Origin of the sequence: Pseudomonas sp. NBRC 111131, assembly GCF_001320525.1 — a bacterium.
GTDB lineage: Bacteria > Pseudomonadota > Gammaproteobacteria > Pseudomonadales > Pseudomonadaceae > Aquipseudomonas > Aquipseudomonas ceruminis.
In genome coordinates this window covers 73249-94523 of sequence record NZ_BCBH01000023.1, presented here as the reverse complement: position 1 = coordinate 94523, position 21275 = coordinate 73249, and the positions used below count along the sequence as shown (strand labels likewise).

Genomic DNA, 21275 nt, shown 5'->3' with positions numbered 1-21275 from the left:
TTGCTGGGCACTACGCCAATTACAGCGTGTTCGACGTGCCCAGCGTCGAGGCGCTGCACGACACGCTGCTGCAGCTGCCGCTGTTCCCCTACATGGACATCGAGGTGGACGGCCTGTGCCGCCACCCGTCGTCGATCCACGCCGACGACCGTTGATCCAGGCCATTTGCACAAGAACAAGATGAGGTAACCGACATGACCGTGAAGATTTCCCACACCCCCGACATTCAGGCGTTCTTCAAGCAAGCCGCAGGCCTGGGCAACGACGACGGCAACCCGCGCCTGAAACGCATCGTCCAACGTGTGCTGCAGGACACCGCACGCCTGATCGAAGACCTGGACATCAGCGAGGACGAGTTCTGGCACGCCGTGGATTACCTCAACCGCCTGGGCAGTCGCGGTGAGGCCGGGCTGCTGGTGGCGGGGTTGGGCATCGAGCACTTTCTCGACCTGTTGCAGGATGCCAAGGATGAGCAGGCCGGGCTACGCGGTGGCACCCCGCGCACCATCGAAGGCCCGCTGTACGTCGCCGGCGCGCCCATTGCCCAGGGTGAGGTGCGCATGGACGATGGCAGCGAGGAGGGCGTGGCCACGGTGATGTTCCTCCAAGGCCAGGTCCTGGACCCGCAAGGCCGTCCCCTGGCCGGCGCCACGGTCGACCTGTGGCACGCCAACACCCGTGGTACCTATTCGTTCTTCGATCCGAGCCAGTCCGACTACAACCTGCGCCGGCGCATCATCACCGATGCCCAAGGCCGCTACCGCGCCCGTTCCATCGTGCCATCGGGCTACGGCTGCGACCCGCAGGGCCCGACCCAGGAGTGCCTGGACCTGCTCGGTCGCCACGGCCAGCGTCCGGCCCACGTGCACTTCTTCATCTCGGCGCCTGGGCATCGCCACCTGACCACGCAGATCAACCTGTCGGGCGACAAGTACCTGTGGGACGACTTTGCCTATGCGACCCGTGACGGGTTGGTGGGGGAGGTGGTGTTCCGTGAAGATGCTGCGGGGCGCCATGCCTTGCTGAAGTTCGACTTCCAGCTGCAGAAGGCCCAGGGCGGTGCGGACGAACAGCGTAGCGGGCGACCTCGGGCGTTGCAGGAAGGCTGAGGCCCAATCGCCGGGAAGCCGGCTCTCACAGGCCCGGTTCAGCGGGTGTCGTGTGGAAGCCGGTTTGCCAGCGATCAAGGGCAATGTCCTTGCCATCCCACTGTCGAGAGAGCCCCCATGCAAACCTTGGTCAAGGACAGCTCTGTGTCCGCCATCGTCGCCGGTTGCATCGCGACGTTGATCTCCTATGCCGGCCCGCTGGTCATCATCTTCCATGCGGCTGAAGCCGCGGGCCTGTCCCATGGCCTGTTGTCTTCTTGGGTATGGGCCATATCCATGGGCAGTGCGGTGCTGGGTGCACTGCTGAGCCTGCACTATCGCGTGCCGGTGGTGATCGCCTGGTCGATACCAGGTTCCGCGCTGCTGGTGACCGCCTTGCCCCAGCTGGGTGTGGAGCAGGCGGTGGGTGCGTACCTGCTGGCCAACCTGGTCCTGTTGCTGATCGGCATAAGCGGGGCGTTCGACCGCATCATCGCGCGACTGCCGGGCTCGATCGCTGCCGGCATGCAGGCCGGTATCCTGTTCAGTTTCGGCATCGAGGTGTTCCGTGCCCTGCCAGTGCAGCCTGTGCTGGTGCTGGCGATGTTCACCACCTATGTGCTCATGCGCCGGCTGCACCCCCGCTACGCGGTGGCAGCAGTGCTGATTGTCGGCGCAGCGGTGACCGTGGCCAGCGGAGCCTTTCGCAGCGAGGCGCTGGTGATGGCGCTGGCTTCGCCGCAGTGGATCACCCCGCAGTTCAGCCTGGCAGCCTTGTTCAGCCTGGCCTTGCCCCTGGTGCTGGTGGCGCTGACCGGGCAGTTCATGCCGGGCATGGCCGTGTTGCGCAACGCAGGTTACGCCACGCCAGCCAGCCCGTTGATCAGCGCCAGCGCTCTGGGCGGCGCGTTGTTGGCGCCGTTCGGTTGCCATGGGCTGAACCTCGCGGCGGTCACCGCCAGCCTGTGCACAGGCCAAGAAGCCCATGAAAACCCACGCCGGCGCTACGTCGCAGCCGTGGCGGGCAGCGCGCTGTACCTGTTGCTGGGCATCGCCGGGGCGACGCTGATGTCGCTGTTCGCCGCCTTTCCCGCCGCGCTGATTGCCGCCCTGGCCGGGCTCGCGTTGTACGGCGCGATCAGCGAAGCCCTGGTGCGCAGCCTGGCAGAGCCACAAGAGCGTGATGCTGGCTTGTTCACCTTCCTGGTCACGGCTTCTGGCGTGTCTTTCCTTGGTCTTTCGGCCGCGTTCTGGGGGCTGCTGTTCGGCTTGCTGGCCCATGCGCTGCTGCGCCTGCGGCGCCCACCCGTGCCACAGGCCTTGCGTCGTAACCCCTGATCACTCGTATTCCCAACGCTTTACCCATAACAACAAGATCAAGAGAGCTTCGGAATGAACCAAACCCCTTGCGTCGCCATCGGGCTGACGCTGCTCAGCCAGCCGTTACTCGCTGCCGAAGGCGGCTTCTTCGAGGATGCCAAGGCCAGCCTCAGCGCCCGCAACTACTACTTCAGCCGCGACTACGCCGACATCGTAGGTGCCAACCCGCAATCCAGGGCCGAGGAATGGGCCCAGGGTTTCATCCTCGACTTCAAGTCCGGTTACACACCGGGCACCGTCGGCGTTGGCGTGGACGCCCTGGGCTTGCTGGGTATCAGGCTCGACAGCAGCCCCGATCGGGTCAACACCGGCCTGCTGCCGGTGCATGCCGATGGTCGCGCCGCTGCCGAGTACAGCCGCCTGGCGCCAACCTTCAAAGCCCGGCTGTCGAAGACCGAGCTGCGGTTGGGCGAGTTGCAGCCTAACCTGCCGGTGCTGACCTTCAGCGATATTCGCCTGCTGCCGCCGACCTACCAGGGCGTTAGCCTGACCTCGTCTGAACGTGAGGGCCTGACCGTTCAGGCGGGCCACCTGAGGTCCACGCACCTGCGCAACGAGGGCGGTGATGGCAGGATGAACGCCATGCTGGGCCACGTGCCGCAGCGCCAGGCCGAGAGTGACGGTTTCAATTATGTGGGTGGCGACTACGCGTTCAATGCCAACCAGAGCAGCGTCAGCCTGTGGTACGGGCAACTCGAGGACATCTACCAGCAGGGCTTTGTCGGTTTGAAACACAGCCAGCCGCTGGGCGAGTGGGTGCTTGGCGCAAACCTGGGTTTTTTCACCGCCCGGGAGGATGGCGATGCGTTGCTGGGCAACATCGACAACCAGGCGTTCTTTTCGTTGTTGACGGCCAGGCACGGTGGCCACAGTTTCCACGTCGGCTACCAGGGTATCTATGGTGACAGCCCGTTTCCGCGGGTATTCGCCAATATCTCGCCCTTGGGCAACGAGGTGCCGACCTACGAGTTCGCCTACACCGACGAGCGCTCCTATCAACTGCGTTATGACTACAACTTTGCCGCCATGGGAATTCCGGGGCTGACGGCAACCGTGCGCTACATCACCGGTAACAACGTCGACACTGGCCTGGGGTTTGAAGGCAAGGACCGGGAGCGCGATATCGACCTGGGCTATGCGGTGCAGAGCGGGGTGTTCAAGGGATTGGGGATTCGGGTGAGAAATGCCATGGCGCGTTCCAACAACCGCAGCGATATCGATGAGAACCGGTTGATCCTGGTGTACACCTGGCAGCTTCTCTGAGCTGCCACCGGTCCTGTCGCGGGCAGGCCGGCTCCCACAGAAAGCCACGCACCTGTGGGCGCTGGCTACGGGTTGTCACACACCTGCATTTGCACCCTTGAGCTGCAGAGGGGTAGGTTTCCCGTATTGCCCCTTCAGGAAACCCTCCTTTGGACTCAATCACCCAAGCCGTGCTAGGCGCCGCCCTTCAAGGCACGGTGCTCGGCCGTATCCAGGGCCGTCGCGCACTGGCTTATGGCGCGGCGCTTGCCACCGTACCAGACCTCGATGTGGTCATCCGCTACGCCGACCCGGTGTCGCAGATGACCTACCACCGGGGTTTTTCCCACTCCATTTTCGTGTTGACCGGGCTTGCCCTGCTGCTGGCCTGGCTGGTCCACTCGCTAGCGTGCAGGCGATGGCCCGGCAAAGGCTACACGTGGCCCAGGCTGTTCCTGGCGTTTTGGCTGGTGCTGGTGACCCACCCGATCCTGGACGCGTTCACGGTATACGGCACTCAGCTGTTCTGGCCCTTGCAGGCCACGCCGCTCAGTTGGGCGGCGGTGTTCATCATCGACCCGCTCTACACCGTACCGCTACTGGCCGCTGTGCTCTACACCGCCATCAAGGGCATGAACGGCAAGGCGCTGCGGTACATGAGCCTGGCGCTACTGTTGAGCACCGCCTACCTGGGTTTCGGGCTGGCCGGGCGCATGGCGGCCGAACAGCGTTTCCAGGCGGCCCTCGACCAGCAAGGCGTTACTGTGAGCCAGGTACGTGCCGTGCCCATGGCCTTCAACAGCCTGGTGTGGCGGGTATTGGCCAAGACCCCCGAGGGTGATTACTACGAAGGCATCAGCAGCGCATTCGACCGGGACCCGCCGGAAATGCAGCGCCTGCCGCTGAACCTTGACGCCGCCAGGCAGCTCAGCTCAGCGCCCTTGCTGCAGCGCCTGCGCTGGTTCACCGATGACTGGCTGCGCTATGACCAGATCGGCGACGTATTAGTGGTTACTGACTTGCGCATGGGTATCCCCGGCAACTACACCTTCCGCTTCAATATGGCCCACCGCGACAGCCAGGGGCGCTGGGTGGCGGACACGCCGAGCCACTGGAAGGGGGCGGGGGGCGGCTCGATGTTCGATAGCCACGATCTGGCGTTGATCTGGCGACGCATCCTCGCCCAGCAACCGCCACTCCCGCTGGCAGCCTGGACCGCCAAGTACCTGGGCCAAACCGCCGAGCCCGGGCGCTGACGCATGCGCTCGTCAGGCCTGGACCTGGTCAAGTGGACGGCGATACTGACCATGGTCGCCGACCACTTGCGCTACCTGTGGCCAGCCGCCGATGGCCTGTTCATTGTCGGCCGGTTGGCATATCCGCTGTTCTGCTTGGCCATTGCCGCCAATGTGGCCCGTGCGCAAAGCATTCAGGCGCGCTATCTGGGGTGGATGCTCGCCTTCGCGGTGCTGTCCGAAGGGCCTTATCGCTGGCTGGACCCAGGCACCCAGACATTCAGCGTGATACCGACCCTCGCCTTGGGCTTGCTGGTGGCATGGGGCGTGCGAAATGCCCAGGTGTGGGCGCGCCTGGCCGGGCTTGTTGCCGCGTTGGTGGGGGCGTTGTACAGCCAGCATCTGATGTACGGCCTGCCAGGTGTGTTGCTGCCGGCGGGCTGGCTGATGGCCCGCCAGCTCGGCGGGCTCACCTGGTTGTTACCGTGCCTGCTGGCGATGGCGGGGAACCTGACCAACAGCTGGTTGCGCGGGCACTTGTTGGCGCCCGTCACGTTGCTGACCATGGCCGCTGCGTTGCTGGCCATTCCCGTGGGTTGCCTGATACTGCGCATCGAGCGCTGGCGGGTGCCTGCGGTGCGGCGCTGGGGCTACCTGTTCTATCCGGTGCATCTGCTGGTGATCAAAGTCCTGATGTAAGCCGGCCCGGTTGCATTCAACCCCGCGCCACCCGCCCGCTGACGAAATGCGCCACATCATTGAAGCCAGGCGTCGACGCATGCCCCGGTGTCACCAGCGAATCGATGAAGGCTTCGTCTTCTGCCGTGATCTTCACCGCCAGTGCACCACCGTAGGTATCCCACTGCGCTTCGGTACGCGGCCCGACGATTGCCGAGCTGACCGAACGGTTGTTCAGCACCCAGGCAATCGCGAACTCAACCATGCCCACGCCCTTGGCCTGGACATACGCCTGAATCTGCCGGGCAATGGCCAGCGACTCCTGGCGCCACTCCACCTCCATGATGCGCTTGTCCTGACGCGCGGCGCGGCTGCCGGCCTGGGGCTCGGCACCCGGCGCGTACTTGCCGCTGAGCACGCCTCGAGCCAGGGGGCTGAACGGTACTACGCCCAGGCCATGGTAGGCGGCAGCGCTCAGTTGCTCGGGCTCGGCCTGGCGGTTGACGATGTTGTACAGCGGCTGGCTGACCACCGGCTTGGCCACCCCCAGGCGCTCGGCGAGGTTGCAGATTTCGGCGATGCGCCAGCCGCGATAGTTGGACACGCCCCAGTAGCGGATCTTGCCTTGCTGCAACAGGTCGCCGATGGCCCGCACGGTTTCCTCCAGCGGCACCTTGTGGTCCTCGCGGTGCAGGTAGTAGATGTCCAGGTAGTCCAGGCCCATGCGCGTGAGCGTTGCGTCGATACCGTTGAAGATGTGCTTGCGCGACAGCCCGCTGCGGTTGGGCAAGCCATCGGTCGGCCCCATGCCGACTTTCGAGGCGATGATCCAGTCCTGGCGATGGCGTGCCACTGCCTCGCCGACGATTTCTTCGGAGCGGCCAGCGTTGTACACGTCCGCTGTGTCGATGAAGTTGATGCCCTGGTCCCAGGCCTTGTCGATGATCCGTAGCGAGTCCTCGGTGCTGGTCTGCTCGCCGAACATCATGCTGCCCAAGGTGAGCGCGGAGACTTGCAGGCCACTGTGGCCGAGGGGACGGTAGATCATGGCAAGGGAATCCTTGAGGGAGTGTGATCGGGTTGTTTTACACAGAACTGGCCGCCATTGAAAGGCCCGGGCCCGCTCTGGCACCGGCCTGTCGCCAGGGAGCCGGCGACAGGGCAGCGCTTCAACCGATCAGCTCAAGGGCCTGGGCCAGGCTCAGCGGCCGTTTCAGCCGCTGCGACAACTGCGCCATGGCGTCCGAATACCCCATGGCGATGACCGCTTCGACCTGATCCGCCACACACTGCAAGGCAATGAAATCGCCGTTCTCCGGAGCCCCGACAAACTCGATCCGGTTCCAGTCACGTGCATGCCCCAGCACCTCGTAGGTGCGCCCATGCTGATAGGTCCAGAAAAACGGTACGTCTGCGTAACGGCGCTGCTCGCCCAGCATGTTGCAGGCGGCGATCACGCCATGCTGCTGGGCCAGGCGCCAGTGCTCGATGCGCACCGGGCGGCCGGCGAGGGGGAAGGTGGCGATGTCACCCGCGGCCCACAGGCCTTCCCCGGCCTGCAACGCTGCGTTCACCGTCAACGAGCGGTCGTCGGCCAACGGCAGCCCTTGAATGAAGCCCGTCGCCGGCTTCACCCCGGTGCCCAGCAGTACCAATGGCGTTTCCAGCTGCTCACCATTGGCCAGTAGCACGGCTTCGAGCTTTCCTTCCCCAAGGAAACGTTCGACTTCGGTAGGGCTATGGAACACCACGCCCTTGCCCTCATGCAGTTGGCGAATGCAGCGCCCGACGCGCTCACCCAGTTGCCTGGCCAAAGGCACCGGGTGGCGGCTGACCACATGCACCTGCGCGCCATAGCTGCGCAACGCGGCGGCGGCTTCCAGGCCTATGAAACCGTCGCCCACGATCACCACCGGTTGGCCAGGCTCGGCGGCATCGAGCAGGCGAGCGGCATCTTCACGCGAGCGCAGTGTCATCACCCCTGGCAGGTCGACCCCCGGCAGATCGGGTCGTTGCGGCTTGCCGCCGGTGGCCAGCAGCGCTGCGTCATAATCGATGCGGTGGCCATCAGCGAGGGTAATCTGGCGCTTTTTCACATCCAGCGCCTTGACCTTGCCTACGCGCCGGTCAAGCTGACCCTGGCGCAGTTGGCCAGCGTCCAGCAGCGCCGGCACTTCGTCAGGGGGCATCTGTCCGGCAATGACGAATTTGCTCAGCGAAGTACGGTCATAGGCCGGCTGGCGTTCCTGGTCGAGCCAGATCAGCTTGCCAGCAAAGCCATGCGCCAACAGGGTGGCCACGGCTGCCGCGCCTGCAGCGCCGGCACCGACGACCACAAAGCAGCGAGCATCGCTATGGCGGGGTGGTTCCACCCGTGGCAGCGGCAGGTCATCGACCCACACTTCGCCATCCTTGACCCATGCCCGATAGCGACGCAGGTCGGCCAGCGCGGGCGGCTCGCAGACCGCCCCCTCATCGACGGCAAAGGCAGCCTTGTGCCAAGGGCAGACCAGCAAGCCTCCACAGATCAGGCCTTCGTCCAGTGGGGCCCCGGCATGGGGGCAGTTGCCCTGGTAGGCGTGCACCTGGTCACCTTGGCGAATCAGGATCAGTTCTTCACTGCCAGCCTGGACGCGCAGGGGACGTTTGGGGTCGAGTTGTTCCAGACGAGCCACGGCGTACTGGGTCATGGGGCTTCTCCAAAGGGGCCTTTGGAGCATTTGACGCTGGAGGGGCAGGGGAGCTGCGTTGACCTGACGATCGGAGGGAAGGGTTGGCGCAGTGCGGGCCACCTGCCTGGACAGGTAACCCGCGAACGCGTGTCAATGGGACTTGGCGATGCTCAACGCGCCGGTACGCGAAACCCGCAATGCCACCAGGCTGCCGAGTACGATCAAGGCTGCCAGGGAATACAGCGCCGCATCGGTCGAACCGGTCTGGTCCTTGATGAAGCCGACCAGGTAAGGGCTGAGGAAGCCTGCCATCTGCCCCACCGAGTTGATGATCGCCAGGCCCGCGACGGCGGCACTGGCGCTGAGCAGCGCGGTGGGCATGGGCCAGAACATCGGCAGGCCGGTAAGGGCGCCCATGGTGGCGATCGACAGGCCGAGGATGGCGATGGGCGGATTACCCGCAAAGTTGACCGCAATCAGCAGGCCGACGGCGCCCATCAGCATCGGCACCACGAGGTGCCAGCGGCGCTCGTTGCGCAGGTCTGCCGAACGCCCGCACAGGATCATGAACACCCCGGCCAACAGGTACGGGATGGCGCTCAGCCAGCCGATCAGCAACGGGTTGTCGAACCCCATGTTCTTGATGATCGACGGCAGCCAGAAGTTGATCGCGTAAACGCCGCTCTGGATGCAGAAGTAGACGAAACCGAAGGTCCAGATCAGCGGGTTGGTCAGCACGGCGAGCACGCTATCGCCGCTGGTGGCCGGTTTGCTGGCGGCATCGGCTTTCAGGTCGGCCTCGATCAGCTGGCGTTCAGCGGGGCTTAGCCAGGGGGCTTTCTGGTAGCCATCGCTGAGCAGGCCAATGGCCAGGATGCCCAGCACAACGGTAGGCACGCCCTGGATCAGGAACATCCACTGCCAGCCGGCCAGGCCATGCTGGCCAGCGGCGAAATGCTCCAGGATCCAGCCGGAGAATGGCCCGCCCAGCAGGCCCGACACCGGGATCGCCGACATGAACAGGGCCATGATGCGGCCACGGCGGTCCGCCGGGAACCAGCGCGAGAGGTACAGCACCACGCCGGGGAAGAAACCGGCTTCAGCGGCACCGGTCAGCAGACGCAGGGTATAGAACTCGGTAGGGGTGGTGACGAACAGCAGGCAGGTCGAAAGGCTGCCCCAGGCGATCATCATCGCTGCGATCCAGCGCCGCGGGCCGAAGCGGTTGAGCGCCAGGTTGCTCGGCAGGCCGCAGAGCACGTAGCCGATGAAGAAAATCCCGGCGCCGAGGCCGTAGACGGTTTCGCTGAACTTGAGCGCATCGAGCATCTGCAGCTTGGCGAAGCCGACGTTGACACGGTCCAGGTAGTTGAACAGGTAGCAGATGAAAATGAACGGAATCAGCCGCAAGGTAATGCGCCGGTAGAGCGCGTTGCGGGTGATGTCTGTGCCTTGGTCAGGGGCAGGGCTGTGTGCCATGATCGGGATCTCTGTTGTTATGGTTGTCGCCGCGTCGCCTGTGCCGGCGCTCGCCCTGATGAGTCTCGGGGAGTGCGACGCGCCTGTCTTTGTGCTTTTGCACAGCCATCGCCCTGCGCGGCTGTGCTGGCGAACAAAGCCTAACACCCTTAAGGATCACTGCATGTTCGAGCTGGACCATGACCTGGCGCAAGATATCGTCGACCGGGCGATGGCGATTCTGCCGTGCAATGTCAATGTCATGGACAGCCAGGGGCTGATCCTGGGCAGCGGCGAGCCGGAGCGTATCAACACCCGCCACGAAGGTGCCCAACTGGTCCTGGCCAACGGCCGGATCGTCGAACTGGATGCCGACGCCGCCAGGTGCCTCAAGGGCGTGCAGCCTGGGGTCAACCTGCCACTTATGCTCGATGGGCGGCTGATCGGCGTACTCGGCCTGACCGGCGACCCGCTGCAACTGCGCACCTACGGCGAGCTGGTGCGCATGACGGCCGAGATGCTCCTGGCGCAGCGCCACCTGCAGGTGGAGCAGCAGTGGCGACGCCAGCGTTGCGATGACTTGCTGGCGTTGTTGCTGGGCGGCACAGGCGATTCGCCCCGGCTGGTGGACGAAGCCCGGCAACTGGGCCTGAAGCCGCAACTGCCGCGGATACCCTGTCTGTTCGAGCTGCGCACGGGGCCAACGGGTGAGGCCCTGGCTGCCTGGCTGATGAGCCGCTACCCGGACAGCTGGTGCGTAAGCCCTGCGCGGGATTCGTTGCTGTGGTGCCGGCCCGCAGGGGTGGTGCTGGACGAAGAGCGGCTGTTCGACCGCGTGCAGCGCAGCGGCTGGGAGATCGACCGCCTGGCGCTGGGCAGCCCGGCGCAGAGCCTGGAGCAGTTGCGCCGTGGCTACCGTCGGGTTCGCGACTTGCTTGCCTATGGTCGCGAAGTGCTACCTGGCGAACGGTTGCTGAGCCTGGCGCGCTACCGCCTGCCGGCACTGCTCTGGCGCCACCGTAACGAAGATGCGCTGGATGAACTGCTCGAGCCGCTGCAACGTATCCGCGCCAGGGATGCCAGCGGTCAATTGCTTGCTACCTTGCGAGCCTGGTGCGCGCATGATGGCCAGAGCCAGGCCTGTGCCGATGCCCTGGGCATCCACCGCAACAGCCTGCGCTACCGGCTCGAGCGCATCGCCGAGCTGGGCGAGGTCGACCCGTTGCGGCTTGAAGGCATGCTGAGCCTGTACCTGGGGTTGCAGCTATTGCCTGCACAGTGAACGTATAGAAAGGCATTTGCCCAAACCGCGCCTGGACCCTTTTGTGCATTCGACCGAGGTCGTCACGCCATGCAGCTGTCAGCATGCCGCTCATCTGGACAGGAGAATCCCATGAAGATCGTCATCGCCCCCGACTCGTTCAAGGACAGCCTCGACGCTGCCGGTGTTGCCCATGCCATCGGCAAAGGGCTGGCCGAGGCGCTGCCGGATGCCGAACTGGTCGAATGCCCCATGGCCGATGGCGGCGAAGGCACCATGCAAGCGATTGTTGCCGCCAGCCAAGGCGAGCTGCGCCGACAGACCGTACGTGGCCCGTTGGGGCAGCGCGTGGAGGCCGGTTGGGGCTGGCTGGCGCACAGCCGCACCGCAGTCATCGAGATGGCCCAGGCCAGCGGCATCCAGCTGGTGCCCAGCGCCCAGCGCGATGCCTGCCGAAGCAGCACCTGGGGTACTGGCGAACTGATCGCCGCGGCGCTGGCCGCAGGTGCCCGGCGTATTGTCCTGGCGATTGGTGGCAGTGCCACCAACGATGCCGGGAGTGGCATGTTGCGGGCACTCGGCCTGCGCCTGCTGGACGCCGACGGGCAGGCACTGGAAGAGGGTGGTCTGGCCTTGGCCAGGCTAGCACGCATTGATGCCAGCGATCTGGACCCGCGCCTGGCCGAAGTCCAGGTAGAGGTCGCTGCCGACGTCGACAACCCGCTGTGCGGCCCTAACGGCGCGTCTGCGATTTTCGGCCCGCAAAAGGGTGCCCCACCCGAACAGGTCAAGGCGCTGGACCAGGCCCTGGGCCACTTTGCCGACCTCTGCGCAACACTGCTGGGGCACGATGTACGTGAGCAACCAGGGTGTGGCGCTGCGGGAGGGATGGGCTTTGCTGCCAGGGCGTTCATGGGCGCGCAGTTCCGCCCAGGGGTTGAGGTGGTGGCGGAGCTGGCTGGCCTGGATGCGCTGGTGCAAGGCGCCGACCTGGTAATCACCGGCGAGGGCCGCTTCGATGCCCAGACCCTGCGCGGCAAGACCCCCATGGGCGTAGCGCGGGTTGCCAAGCGCCATGGGGTGCCAGTAGTGGTGTTGGCCGGCACTTTGGGTGACGGCTACCAACAGTTGTATGCGCACGGCATCGATGCCGCGTTTGCCCTGGCCAATGGGCCGATGACCCTGGAGCAGGCGTGCGCCGATGCAGCCCAGTTGCTGCAGGCGCGCGCCGGCGACATCGCCCGGGTATGGCGGTGCGCCAAGGGGTGTTGAACGTCTGCGTCAGCCCTGCGCTACCAGCGGTTTGGGGGCACGGGGTTGAAGCATTAGCATACACAGCCCGATCAGCGCTGCCACGCCCCCTGCCAACGGCAGATAGATCAGGCCGATGCGCTCGATCATCCAACCACCCAGCCCGCCGCCCAGCGCTGTACCCAGGTTAAAGGCGGCGATGCTCAACCCCGACGCTACCCCCGTGGCATGGGGCGCCACCTGCTTGGCCAGGCTGAGCAGGCGCAGGGTCGCCAGGGTGACGATGGCAAAGAACACTGCGCCAAGCCCCCCCACCAGAAGCACCACCGCCCACGCCTGCTCACGCCCCAGGAACAGCAGTCCCAGGTTCGTGGCCAACAGCGCCAACGCCACCTTGAGGTTGGTGTCTGCCGCGAAGCGGTCGGCGCACTGGCCGCCAAGCAGATTGCCCAAAATAGTGGCAGCGCCGAACACCAGCATGGCCAGGCTCAGCAAACGCACACTGCCATGGGTTACCTGCAACACGAAGGGCGACACGTAGGTCAGGAACGAGAACGTGGCCACGCTTACCAGCACGGCGATGCCGACGGCCGCCAGCACAGGCCGCTGCATCAACGCGGCAAGACCCGCCAGGCGCCCGCCAGGTGGCAAAACCGGCGCGGCCTGGCGCGGCATCAGGCGCAGCAGCCCCAACAGGCTCAGCAGGCCCAGCACACCCAGGGCGACAAAGATGGCCCGCCACGACCACAGGCTACCGAGCAACGTCCCCAGCGGCACACCCAGGGCCAACGCCAGGGTCAGCCCCAGCCAGACAAGCGATAAGGCTCGGCCGGCACGCGGCGGTTCGACCAGCTTTACCGCTACGTCAGCGGCTACCGCCATGAACACCCCGTGGGCCAGACCGACCACGAAGCGGGTCAGGTTCAACGCGCTGAGCTGTTCGGCCCAGGCGAGCGCCAGGCTGCCTACGGCTAGCACCGCCAGGGTCAGCAGCAATGCCGTGCGCTCGCGCCAACTGAGCAGCGCGGCGGTCAGCAGTGGTGCACCGATGGCGGCGCCCAGGGCATAGGCGGCAATGGCCGAGCCTACCGCGGTGGTGGACGCCCCCAGGTCTTCGGCCATGGCTGAAACCAGGCCTGCGACAATGAACTCAGAGAGCCCAAAGGTAAAAGTGCACAACGAAAACACATAGATGACGATTGGCATAGGTTGAACAGGGTCTTGTGCAAGTGGACGTTCAAGGGCGCTGTCGCCAGGCGCCGGCGTCGAGGCTGACGCGCAACGCCAGCTCCAGGGACTGGTCACGGTTGAGCCGCGGGTCAACCTGGCTCAGGTAGCGCCGGCCCAGGTCTGCAGCCTGCAGCCCGACAGCGCCGCCCAGGCACTCGGTGACCGCATCACCACTGGCCTCCAGGTGCAGGCCACCCAGGACTGAACCGTGGCGCCCGTGCACGGCAAAGGCCTCGGCAACCTCTGCGAGAATGTCGTCGAAGGCGCGGGTCTTGGTACCGCAGGGCAGGGTGCGGGTGTTGCCGTGCATCGGGTCGCACAGCCACAGCACCTGCGCACCGGCAGACCGAACCGTTTCGATCAGTGGCGGCAGATGGTCCTGGATGTGTGATGCGCCCAGGCGGTGGATCAGGGTCAGCCGCCCCGGTTCGTTGCTCGGGTTAAGCCGTGCCAACAAGCGCAGCAACTGCGCAGGCTTGGTGTCGATCCCCACCTTCACTGCCAGGGGGTTGGCCAGGCCGCGCAGGTACTCGACATGGGCGCCCTCTGGCTGGGCGGTGCGCAAGCCGATCCACGGCAAGTGGGTGGCCAGGTTGAACCAGCGGCCATCGGCGTGCCGACGGGTCAATGCGTGTTCGTACTCCAGCAATAGCGCTTCATGGGAGACGTACATCTCGCGGTGCAGGAACTCGCCCGGTTGCGAGCCCGCCAAGGTGCGCATGAAGCGCAGGGTCCCGTGTACCTCTGCCAGCAGCGGTCGAAACCGCTCGGCATCGGCGGCTTGATCGAGCCAGCGGACTGGCCAGCCCTCGGCATGCAGGAGGTTGTCGATGCCCGCTGCCTGCACGCTGTGCAGGTGATCGAGGGTCAGGGCCGAGTGGGCATGGGCCTGTAGCATCCGCTGAGGATCGGCCCGCCGTGCCTCGGGGCTGAAGGCATGATGGTTGACGATATCGCCCCGATACGCCGGCAGGCTCACCCCGTTGCGGTTTTCCATATCACTGGAGCGCGGCTTTGCATATTGCCCGGCCAGGCGGCCGATCTGCACGATGGGCAGTTGCAGCCCATGCATCAGTACCTGGCTCATCTGCTGCAGCAGCGCGACCTGCCGCGTGTTGTGGGCAAGGTCGTTGTGCTCGAAACGCTCGGCGCAATCACCCAGTTGCAGCACAAAACGCCGCCCTTGCTGCGCTTGGGCAAGCAAGGCCTTGAGCTGTAACACACGTTCGGCGGCCACCAGCGCAGGGCGCTTGCCAAGTGCATCGAGTGCCAGGCCCAGGGCCTGAGGGTCGTCATAGGCCGGCTGCTGCAAGGCGGGACAGCTACGCCATGAGTCGGTCGTCCAGGGTGCCTCGGCATCCGGCACTGTGGCGGTGGGGGTCAGCATGGTGTGTCTCTCCTGAGAGGGTCATCGCTCGATCTGCCCGAGAAGCAGGTGGCGGCGATAGTGCGCAGGGCGGACACACCTTGGGAAATACAATAAATATCTTTGTCTGATATCTGACCAGAAACAGGGGGCAAATCCTGCTTGTTGTCAGTTAATGCCTACTCATAAATCAGAATTTTCGGGCACAAAATGCTGATTAATACTTAGCGACTATCACCACAGGTTTCAATTTAATATTTTACTTGGGCCGGTCGCTCGCCAATTCTCTGCGCTGCTTATTCGAGAGGGCGAGTCGATGTTAGTTCACAGCGACCAGGATTACGGCGTGCTGAAAGACGCAGAACGCGAGCTTCAGCTGCACGTGGGGCATATCCCCGACGCCGCTTTTTATGACCGCAAGTTGCAAGCTGTATGGGCGCGGGCAAAAGGCAGCGCCCAGTACGCAGATATTGGCGACTACAGTTTCACGGCCTTCCAGCAATTGCCGCCAACGGCCAAGGCATTGCTTAAAAGCCACCCGCTGAAGTTCTGCGCAGTTGAACTTGGCGACGCCGCCAAGTACTACGCCACCACTGGCACTACCGGCGAGCCAACGCCCACCCCGCGCTTGAAAGAGGACATCATCTGGAACGCGGTCAGTGTCGCCAGCCACTGGCGCGCGGTGCTGCGCCCAGGCGCCCGGGTGGCCAACCTGATGCCTTCGGACATTGTTCCGGTGGGTGACCTGATTGCCAATGTCTGCGAGTACCTGGACGTTTCCCATGTGCGGCTCTACCCCTTCACCACGGGCATCACCGACTGGGAGCGGGTCTGCAAGACCTTTGATACCTACCGGCCGACGGTGCTGTTCATCGCCCCTGGGGTGCTGGTGCAATTGACCCGCTACCTCAAGCAACGCGAGTTGTTGCAGGCCTTTGCCGAATCAGTGCGTTCGATCATGTTGCTTGGCGAGGTCAACACCCAGCCGTTCCGTGAGCGCCTGGCCCGTTGGTGGCAGTGCGAGGTGTTCGATGCCAGTTACGGCAGCACCGAAACCGGCACCTTGGCGGCAGTAGGGGGTGACCTGCAGATGCGCCTGGCCACCGCCACCAACTATTTCGAACTGATGCTGCCCGATGGCCGGCTTGTTACCCCGGCCCAAGGGCTGACCGGCCGCCTGGTCGTCACGCCGTTGAACCTGTATGCGCGGCCGTTGCTGCGCCTGGACACCGGCGATAGCGTCACCATCACGGCGCCTTGGGAGCCGGGCCGTGCCAGCCCAAGCCTGCTGATCAACGGCCGCGACAGCGACAGCATTGTCGTGGCCGGGGTAGGCCTTGAAATCCGTGCGGTGGAGGAGGTGGTGTACGGCACCTGCGACGCCACCGGTTATGTGATCGAAGTGGACCGCGAGCATGACAGCGCTGCACTGATTCTCGAGCGTGACGTGGGGTGGGACAACAGCCAGGAAGCACAGCTGCAGGCCCGCTTGCTGGAGCGTTCCGAACAGCAGATGGGGCTGCGCTGGAGCCGCGTGTTGTTCGTGAACAACTTGTCGGCGCTGAACAAGAGCGGGGCATCGCAAAAAAGCTGGAAGAAGACCAACCTGCGTTTTGTCGGAGGCCAGCAATGAGGCCGCCGCGTTTCCCCCAGGGCGACGGCCTGGGCAATGGCCAACCGGATTTGTGGTGCACCTATGCCGCGATTCGCACCCTGGCCTGGGTCGAGCGTCTGGATCAGGTCAATGCGCCGGTGCTGCACCGCTATATCCAGTCTCGGCGTAACCGCGACGGTGGCTTTGCCTGGAGCAAGGGCATGCCATCGGATGCGTGGGCCACCTTCTACTGCACCGAGACGCTCAATGACCTGGGCATTGAGGTGGAGGGCTGCGACCAGACTGCGGCCTGGATCCATACGTTGTTCGACGGCGAGGCTTATGCCATGTGCCCCGGGCAGACCGCCGATGTGTGGGCCAGCCACTATGCGCTGCGCACATTGATCGAGGTCTGCCAGGGCCAGGTGCAGGATGCGCAGCCGCTGTATGCCTGGCTCGAAGGCTTGCAGTGCGCCAACGGCGGCCTGAGCTGGTCGGCCGACTTCGCTCGGCGCGACCTGGCCGATACCCGGGCCTGCTTCTATGGCGTGATGGCCGCACGGGCCTTGACGCGTCAAGGCTTGCCGGCTCCGCAATGGGATCTGCCGCGGCTGATCGGCTGGTTGCAGGCGCAGCAGATGGACTGCGGGGGCTTTCGCTTCAGCGAAGCGGCCGATGTGCCGTGCCTGTGGGCGACCTATCGGGCGACGGCCAGCCTTGCGGCATTGCAGGCGCAACCCCTGGGCCGCCAGCAGTGCGCTGCATGGATTGACGGCCTGCGTGGCCCTACCGGCGCCTTCGTGCGCTGGGCCGGTTATGACGGTGAAGATGTATGGGCAGCGTTCTGCGCGGTGGGGTCGCTGAAGGCGCTCGGGGAGCCAGTGGCTCACCTGGCTGACCCAGTGGCTGCGTTCATCGCTACCTTGGCGATGCCGCAGGGCGGCTATACCTATCGCCAAGCCGATTCTGCGGCGGACGTGCTCTGCAGCGCCGCGGCAGTGCTGGGCGGGCGCTTGCCTGCGGCGCAATGCGATGCAGCCTTGCGCTGGATCGAGGGCTGTCAAATGCCCAACGAGCCGGGGATCATGTACATGCCTGGCCGCGGCGCCGAGGTGCGCTGCACCAATTGGGGCCTGGCGGCCGGTGCCTTCTGCGGCCAACCTGGGCCACGCAAGGCGATCGGCCACTGGCTGGCTTCGCTGCAAAACCCCGACGGTGGCTTCGGCTTCTGGGAAGGGCGTGGCTCGGACATGGTCTCCACAGCGTCAGCGGTGTCGATTTTGCGTCAGCTGAACGATGACTGCGCAGTGGACCTGGCAGGCATCGAGCGTTACGTGGCCAGTTGCCGCCAGGCACAGGGCTACGCCTCGTTCCCCCGTGGCGAAACTTCCTTGCGTGCCGGGCTACAAGCCTTGAGCTGCCTGGCCTACATCGGCCACCCGGTCGACCAGGCCACTGCCGAGCTGCTGGCCGCGCACAAAGTGCGCCAGGGCGGCTTCGCCAACCAGGGGCAACGTATTCCCGACTTGCTCAGCACTTACCAGGCCATCGCACTGGCGGCCGACCTTGGCCTGCCGCTGGACCTGCCGCACCTGCGGTTTTTCCTCGACAAGGTGCGCGGCGAAGCAGGCCACGCCTGGTCGCCGTTGTTCCTGCAGGGGGTGGATGCACTGTCAATCTGCTTGGGCCGCCTGCTGGAAGACGTTAGCGCTGGCCGCCGTCAGCGGTTGCCCAGCTTGCAGCTATCGTGAGGAACCAGCATGCCCACCATCACGGTTTCCTGCGCGCCGCTGCAACCCCTGCAACGCAAGCGCCTGGCCTTGGCCTTCACCCGCCAGCTCAAACAGCTGGGTGCCGAAACGGCCCATTGCCTGGTGTTTTTCGACACCTTGCCCGAAGCCAGTGTATTCAGCGCCGGCATGCCAATGCCCATTGCCGACCGCAACGGCGCACCGGCGCAGTTCCATGTGCGTATCACCCTCTCGGCGGCGCGCGACAACCTGGCCCATCAGGCGCTGGCCGAGGGGCTGCACCAGTGCCTGCGCACGCCTTACCCGAACGCATTCATTTACCTGCATTTCGACCCGATCCTGCCTGAGCATGTGTTTTTCAGCGCAGGTGCGGAATTGATCAACGCAGCCCAACAACAAGGAAAGACCGGCTCGTGAACGACCTCAGTATTGAACAGCGTATTCGTCAGACCCTCGGCCAACTGCTTGGCGAGGAGGTCGACACCATCGACAAACGTGACAGCTTCCGGGAGTTTCTCGGCGAGCGCTTCGACAGCCTGATGGCCGTGGAAGTGATCACCGCCATTGAGGGGTGTTTCGACATCGAGGTGGATTACCTCAGCGACGACGTGCGTTTCTGGTTTGAAACCTTGGAAAAGATGGAGCAGTTCGTCGCGCAGAAACTGGAAGACCAACTGACCCTGCAGGCCGCCGAGTGAACGCCGAGCATCTGTTTACCACCTCAGGTTCCACAGGCGTGCCCCGGCAATGGTTGCGCAGCAGGGCGCAGATGGAGCGCGAGGCGGCCTTGATTCTGGGCCGCTGGGCGCCTGGGGCACGAGAGATTTTTTCTTTCGCGCCCACCAGCCATAGCTACGGCATGATCCTGGGCGAAGTCGGGGCCAGGGTGATGAACGCCCAGCTGCAGGCCTGTTCGCTGGAGCAACAGCGCCTGCCCGTACTCGATGGAGACGGGCCGTGCGTGATCCTCGCCATCGCCAGCACCTGGCGCGTGCTGCCGGCGCTGCTGGCGAGGCTCGCGGCCCGGCGTTCGGTGCTGGTGCTGCACAGCGCCTCGTTGCTGCCTCCGGGCGCGCTGGCCACCGTGCAGCAGCATGCGGGGCCACAGGTACGGTTCGTCGAGTTGCTCGGCTCTACCGAGACCGGCGCACTGGCCTACCGCGAACTGGATGGACAGAGCACTGCCGAGCAGGCCTGGACACTGCTCGATGACGTCACCCTGCTCAGCGCTGTAGGTCAAGTGTGCGGCCTTGAAGTGGCCAGCCCGCGCATCGCCCGTGAGCCTGGCCAGGCGTTACCTGCGGCCACGCACCGCTGCGATGACCAAGTGCTGGCGCTGGATAGCCGGCGGTTCGAGTGGCTGGGCCGGTCCAGCAGCCTGATCAAGGTCAATGGCGTGCGCCTGGACCTGGCACGCCTGGCCAGTGAACTCGGTCAGCGCCTCGATTGCCCGGCGCTGGCCTGCGTGGCGGTGCGCGATGCGCTGCGCGGCGAAGCGTTCGAGGTGCTGTTCAGCGGCGCGACACTGACGGAGCGAGCGGTGCTGGACGCCTTCAGGGCGCTGCCGCCAGGCCATCCGCGCCCCGTCGCAGTACGCCATGTCACCGACCTGCCTTTATCTGCCACCGGCAAGCCCCAGCCTTGGGCGGCCAACATTTCTGTCAAGGAATACACCCATGACCCACGCTAACACGCAGGACACCATTGCCCACTACCTCTCCAACTGCGGCCCTGATGCCAGCAGCGGCCGCGTGCAGCCCGAGTACCTTGGGCTCAGTCTGCGCAAACGCCATGAACTGCTGCAGCGCAACCCCGCGCTGGCAGCCGAGTGGGCGGCGGAGTACGCCCCCTGGCACGTGCATGCCGACAGCCATTACCGTTGCCTGACCAGCACTCGCACGGCCGAGGCGCCGTGGTATCGCCTAGGTGTCAAAGACACCGTCGACGTCGCCGGCCTGCCGACCCGCCTGGGCCTGCGCAGCTACCGCCACTACCCGCAGCGAAGCGCCGACGCACTGACCTTTCTCGACCCGCGCATTGCCTTGACCAGCAAGGTGGCCACCACCGAACTGAACATCGCCTTTGGCGCAGGCTGCCGCAACCCGCATTACCCAACCATCGACCCGTCCGGTTCCAGCACCGGGTCGGCGGTGTCGGTGGCTGCCGGGCTGTGTGATATCTCCCTGGGCACCGATGTGCTGGGGTCGGTTCGCTGGCCGGCATCGCACTGCGGCATGGTCGGCTTGCGCATGACCCAGAAGGCTACGAGCTTGGCCGGAGTGTTCCCGTTGTCGCCGCGCATGGATGCCCTGGGCTGGGTCACCCGCAGCGCCGACGATCTCGACCTGCTGTTCCCGCTGCTGGGCCTGGAGCCCTTGCTGGGCCAGCAGCAACCGCTCAAAGACCGCTACCGGGTCGGTGTACTTGAACACGCACTGGACCCTTCGCTGACCAGCCAGGCAATGCTGGCCATGCTTGGCCAGGCCTGCAGTGCCCTGGCAGACCTGGGCATGCCCGCCCGTGAAGTCGCTATGCCTGAGCTCTGGGCCTGCCGTGGCGATGCCTGGCAGTTGTGCGCACGGGATGCCTGGTTGGCTTGCGCCGCCTGGGCACGCCGGTTCGATTGCGAACTGCACTGGTCGACGCTCAGTGCGCTCAAGGTGGGCGAGGGCGTGAGCGACAGCGACTATCAGCGCATTCACCAGCGCATGGACAGCGTACGCGCCGGTATCGATGCGTGGTTCGACGCAGCCCAGGTGGATTTCGTGGTATTCCCGATGGACCCCAACCGCCCGTTCGACCGGCGCAATCCGCAGCCGGGTGATTCGACTATCCCGTCGCCGGCTGACGAGGGCTATGAGCAGAAGATCAGCTTCACCCCGCTGGCCAGCTTCAGCGGCCTGCCGGCCATCACCGTGCCCATTTGCCTGAGTGCCGATGGCAAGGCCCCGCTGGCCGTGCAGGTCATGGGTCGGCGCGACAGCGAACGGCAGCTGCTGGATATCGCCAAACGTCTTCAGGCGGTGATCGGCCTGCTGCCGACCCGTCGTCTTCAGGTGTAAGGAGCAC

Annotated in this window: 19 protein-coding genes; 14 read left to right on the top strand and 5 right to left on the bottom strand. The window is 65.0% G+C overall.

Features of this window, described 5'->3' with window-relative positions:
* From APH34_RS19765 to APH34_RS19740, 6 genes are all read left to right on the top strand, one after another.
* Positions 1 to 155 (top strand): muconolactone Delta-isomerase family protein (locus APH34_RS19765; protein ID WP_305728914.1); only part of this gene is annotated, 155 nt, incomplete at its 5' end.
* Between the two features lie 39 nt (positions 156 to 194).
* The gene (gene catA, locus APH34_RS19760) at positions 195 to 1109 is read left to right on the top strand and encodes a catechol 1,2-dioxygenase (RefSeq protein ID WP_054902580.1); all 915 of its coding nucleotides are present in this window, start codon (positions 195 to 197) and stop codon (positions 1107 to 1109) included.
* A gap of 117 nt (positions 1110 to 1226) precedes the next feature.
* Positions 1227 to 2426, top strand: a complete 1200-nt coding sequence (locus APH34_RS19755) for a benzoate/H(+) symporter BenE family transporter (RefSeq protein ID WP_054902579.1) — start codon at positions 1227 to 1229, stop codon at positions 2424 to 2426.
* A 54-nt stretch (positions 2427 to 2480) separates the two neighbouring features.
* Complete coding sequence (locus APH34_RS19750; RefSeq protein WP_054902578.1) at positions 2481 to 3731, top strand: OprD family porin; 1251 nt, start codon at positions 2481 to 2483, stop codon at positions 3729 to 3731.
* Between the two features lie 149 nt (positions 3732 to 3880).
* The gene (locus APH34_RS19745) at positions 3881 to 4966 is read left to right on the top strand and encodes a metal-dependent hydrolase (RefSeq protein ID WP_054902577.1); all 1086 of its coding nucleotides are present in this window, start codon (positions 3881 to 3883) and stop codon (positions 4964 to 4966) included.
* Positions 4967 to 4969: 3 nt separating this feature from the next.
* Positions 4970 to 5644 (top strand): TraX family protein, encoded by a 675-nt coding sequence (locus APH34_RS19740; protein ID WP_054902576.1) that lies wholly within the window; start codon positions 4970 to 4972, stop codon positions 5642 to 5644.
* Between the two features lie 16 nt (positions 5645 to 5660).
* Here the strand turns inward: APH34_RS19740 and APH34_RS19735 are convergent, their stop codons facing one another.
* From APH34_RS19735 to APH34_RS19725, 3 genes are all read right to left on the bottom strand, one after another.
* Positions 5661 to 6671, bottom strand: coding sequence for an aldo/keto reductase (locus APH34_RS19735; RefSeq protein ID WP_054902575.1), 1011 nt, complete (start codon positions 6669 to 6671; stop codon positions 5661 to 5663).
* A 121-nt stretch (positions 6672 to 6792) separates the two neighbouring features.
* Positions 6793 to 8313, bottom strand: coding sequence for an FAD-dependent oxidoreductase (locus APH34_RS19730; protein ID WP_054902574.1), 1521 nt, complete (start codon positions 8311 to 8313; stop codon positions 6793 to 6795).
* Between the two features lie 132 nt (positions 8314 to 8445).
* Positions 8446 to 9774 carry an MFS transporter gene (locus APH34_RS19725; protein WP_054902573.1) on the bottom strand — a complete coding sequence of 443 codons (1329 nt, stop codon included), beginning with the start codon at positions 9772 to 9774 and terminating at the stop codon, positions 8446 to 8448.
* A gap of 163 nt (positions 9775 to 9937) precedes the next feature.
* Between APH34_RS19725 and APH34_RS19720 the strand changes: the two genes are divergently transcribed.
* Positions 9938 to 11035: a sugar diacid recognition domain-containing protein gene (locus APH34_RS19720; RefSeq protein ID WP_054902572.1), complete on the top strand. Its 1098-nt coding sequence runs from the start codon at positions 9938 to 9940 to the stop codon at positions 11033 to 11035.
* Positions 11036 to 11146: 111 nt separating this feature from the next.
* Positions 11147 to 12286, top strand: coding sequence for a glycerate kinase (locus tag APH34_RS19715; RefSeq protein ID WP_054902571.1), 1140 nt, complete (start codon positions 11147 to 11149; stop codon positions 12284 to 12286).
* 9 nt (positions 12287 to 12295) lie between these two features.
* Here APH34_RS19715 and APH34_RS19710 read toward each other — a convergent pair whose 3' ends face one another.
* A complete protein-coding gene (locus APH34_RS19710; protein WP_054902570.1) occupies positions 12296 to 13471 on the bottom strand; it encodes an MFS transporter in 1176 nt (391 codons plus the stop codon).
* A 31-nt stretch (positions 13472 to 13502) separates the two neighbouring features.
* The gene (locus APH34_RS19705) at positions 13503 to 14882 is read right to left on the bottom strand and encodes a 3-deoxy-7-phosphoheptulonate synthase class II (RefSeq protein ID WP_054902569.1); all 1380 of its coding nucleotides are present in this window, start codon (positions 14880 to 14882) and stop codon (positions 13503 to 13505) included.
* A 325-nt stretch (positions 14883 to 15207) separates the two neighbouring features.
* Between APH34_RS19705 and APH34_RS19700 the strand changes: the two genes are divergently transcribed.
* From APH34_RS19700 to APH34_RS19675, 6 genes are read left to right on the top strand one after another with little or no spacing between them, the layout of a single operon-like run.
* Positions 15208 to 16494 (top strand): AMP-binding protein, encoded by a 1287-nt coding sequence (locus APH34_RS19700; RefSeq protein WP_256215752.1) that lies wholly within the window; start codon positions 15208 to 15210, stop codon positions 16492 to 16494.
* On the top strand, positions 16491 to 18206 hold the full coding sequence (locus APH34_RS19695) for a prenyltransferase/squalene oxidase repeat-containing protein (RefSeq protein WP_054902567.1): 1716 nt from the start codon (positions 16491 to 16493) through the stop codon (positions 18204 to 18206). Before APH34_RS19700 ends, APH34_RS19695 begins: the two co-directional genes overlap by 4 nt.
* A gap of 9 nt (positions 18207 to 18215) precedes the next feature.
* Positions 18216 to 18623 carry a hypothetical protein gene (locus APH34_RS19690; protein WP_054902566.1) on the top strand — a complete coding sequence of 136 codons (408 nt, stop codon included), beginning with the start codon at positions 18216 to 18218 and terminating at the stop codon, positions 18621 to 18623.
* Entirely contained in the window at positions 18620 to 18904 is a 285-nt protein-coding gene (locus APH34_RS19685) for an acyl carrier protein (RefSeq protein ID WP_054902565.1), read from the top strand. Before APH34_RS19690 ends, APH34_RS19685 begins: the two co-directional genes overlap by 4 nt.
* Before the next feature lie 38 nt (positions 18905 to 18942).
* Complete coding sequence (locus tag APH34_RS19680) at positions 18943 to 19896, top strand: acyl-CoA synthetase (protein WP_220462621.1); 954 nt, start codon at positions 18943 to 18945, stop codon at positions 19894 to 19896.
* On the top strand, positions 19883 to 21268 hold the full coding sequence (locus APH34_RS19675) for an amidase (protein ID WP_054902563.1): 1386 nt from the start codon (positions 19883 to 19885) through the stop codon (positions 21266 to 21268). The genes APH34_RS19680 and APH34_RS19675 overlap by 14 nt, the downstream gene beginning before the upstream one ends.
* Positions 21269 to 21275 lie beyond the last annotated feature (7 nt).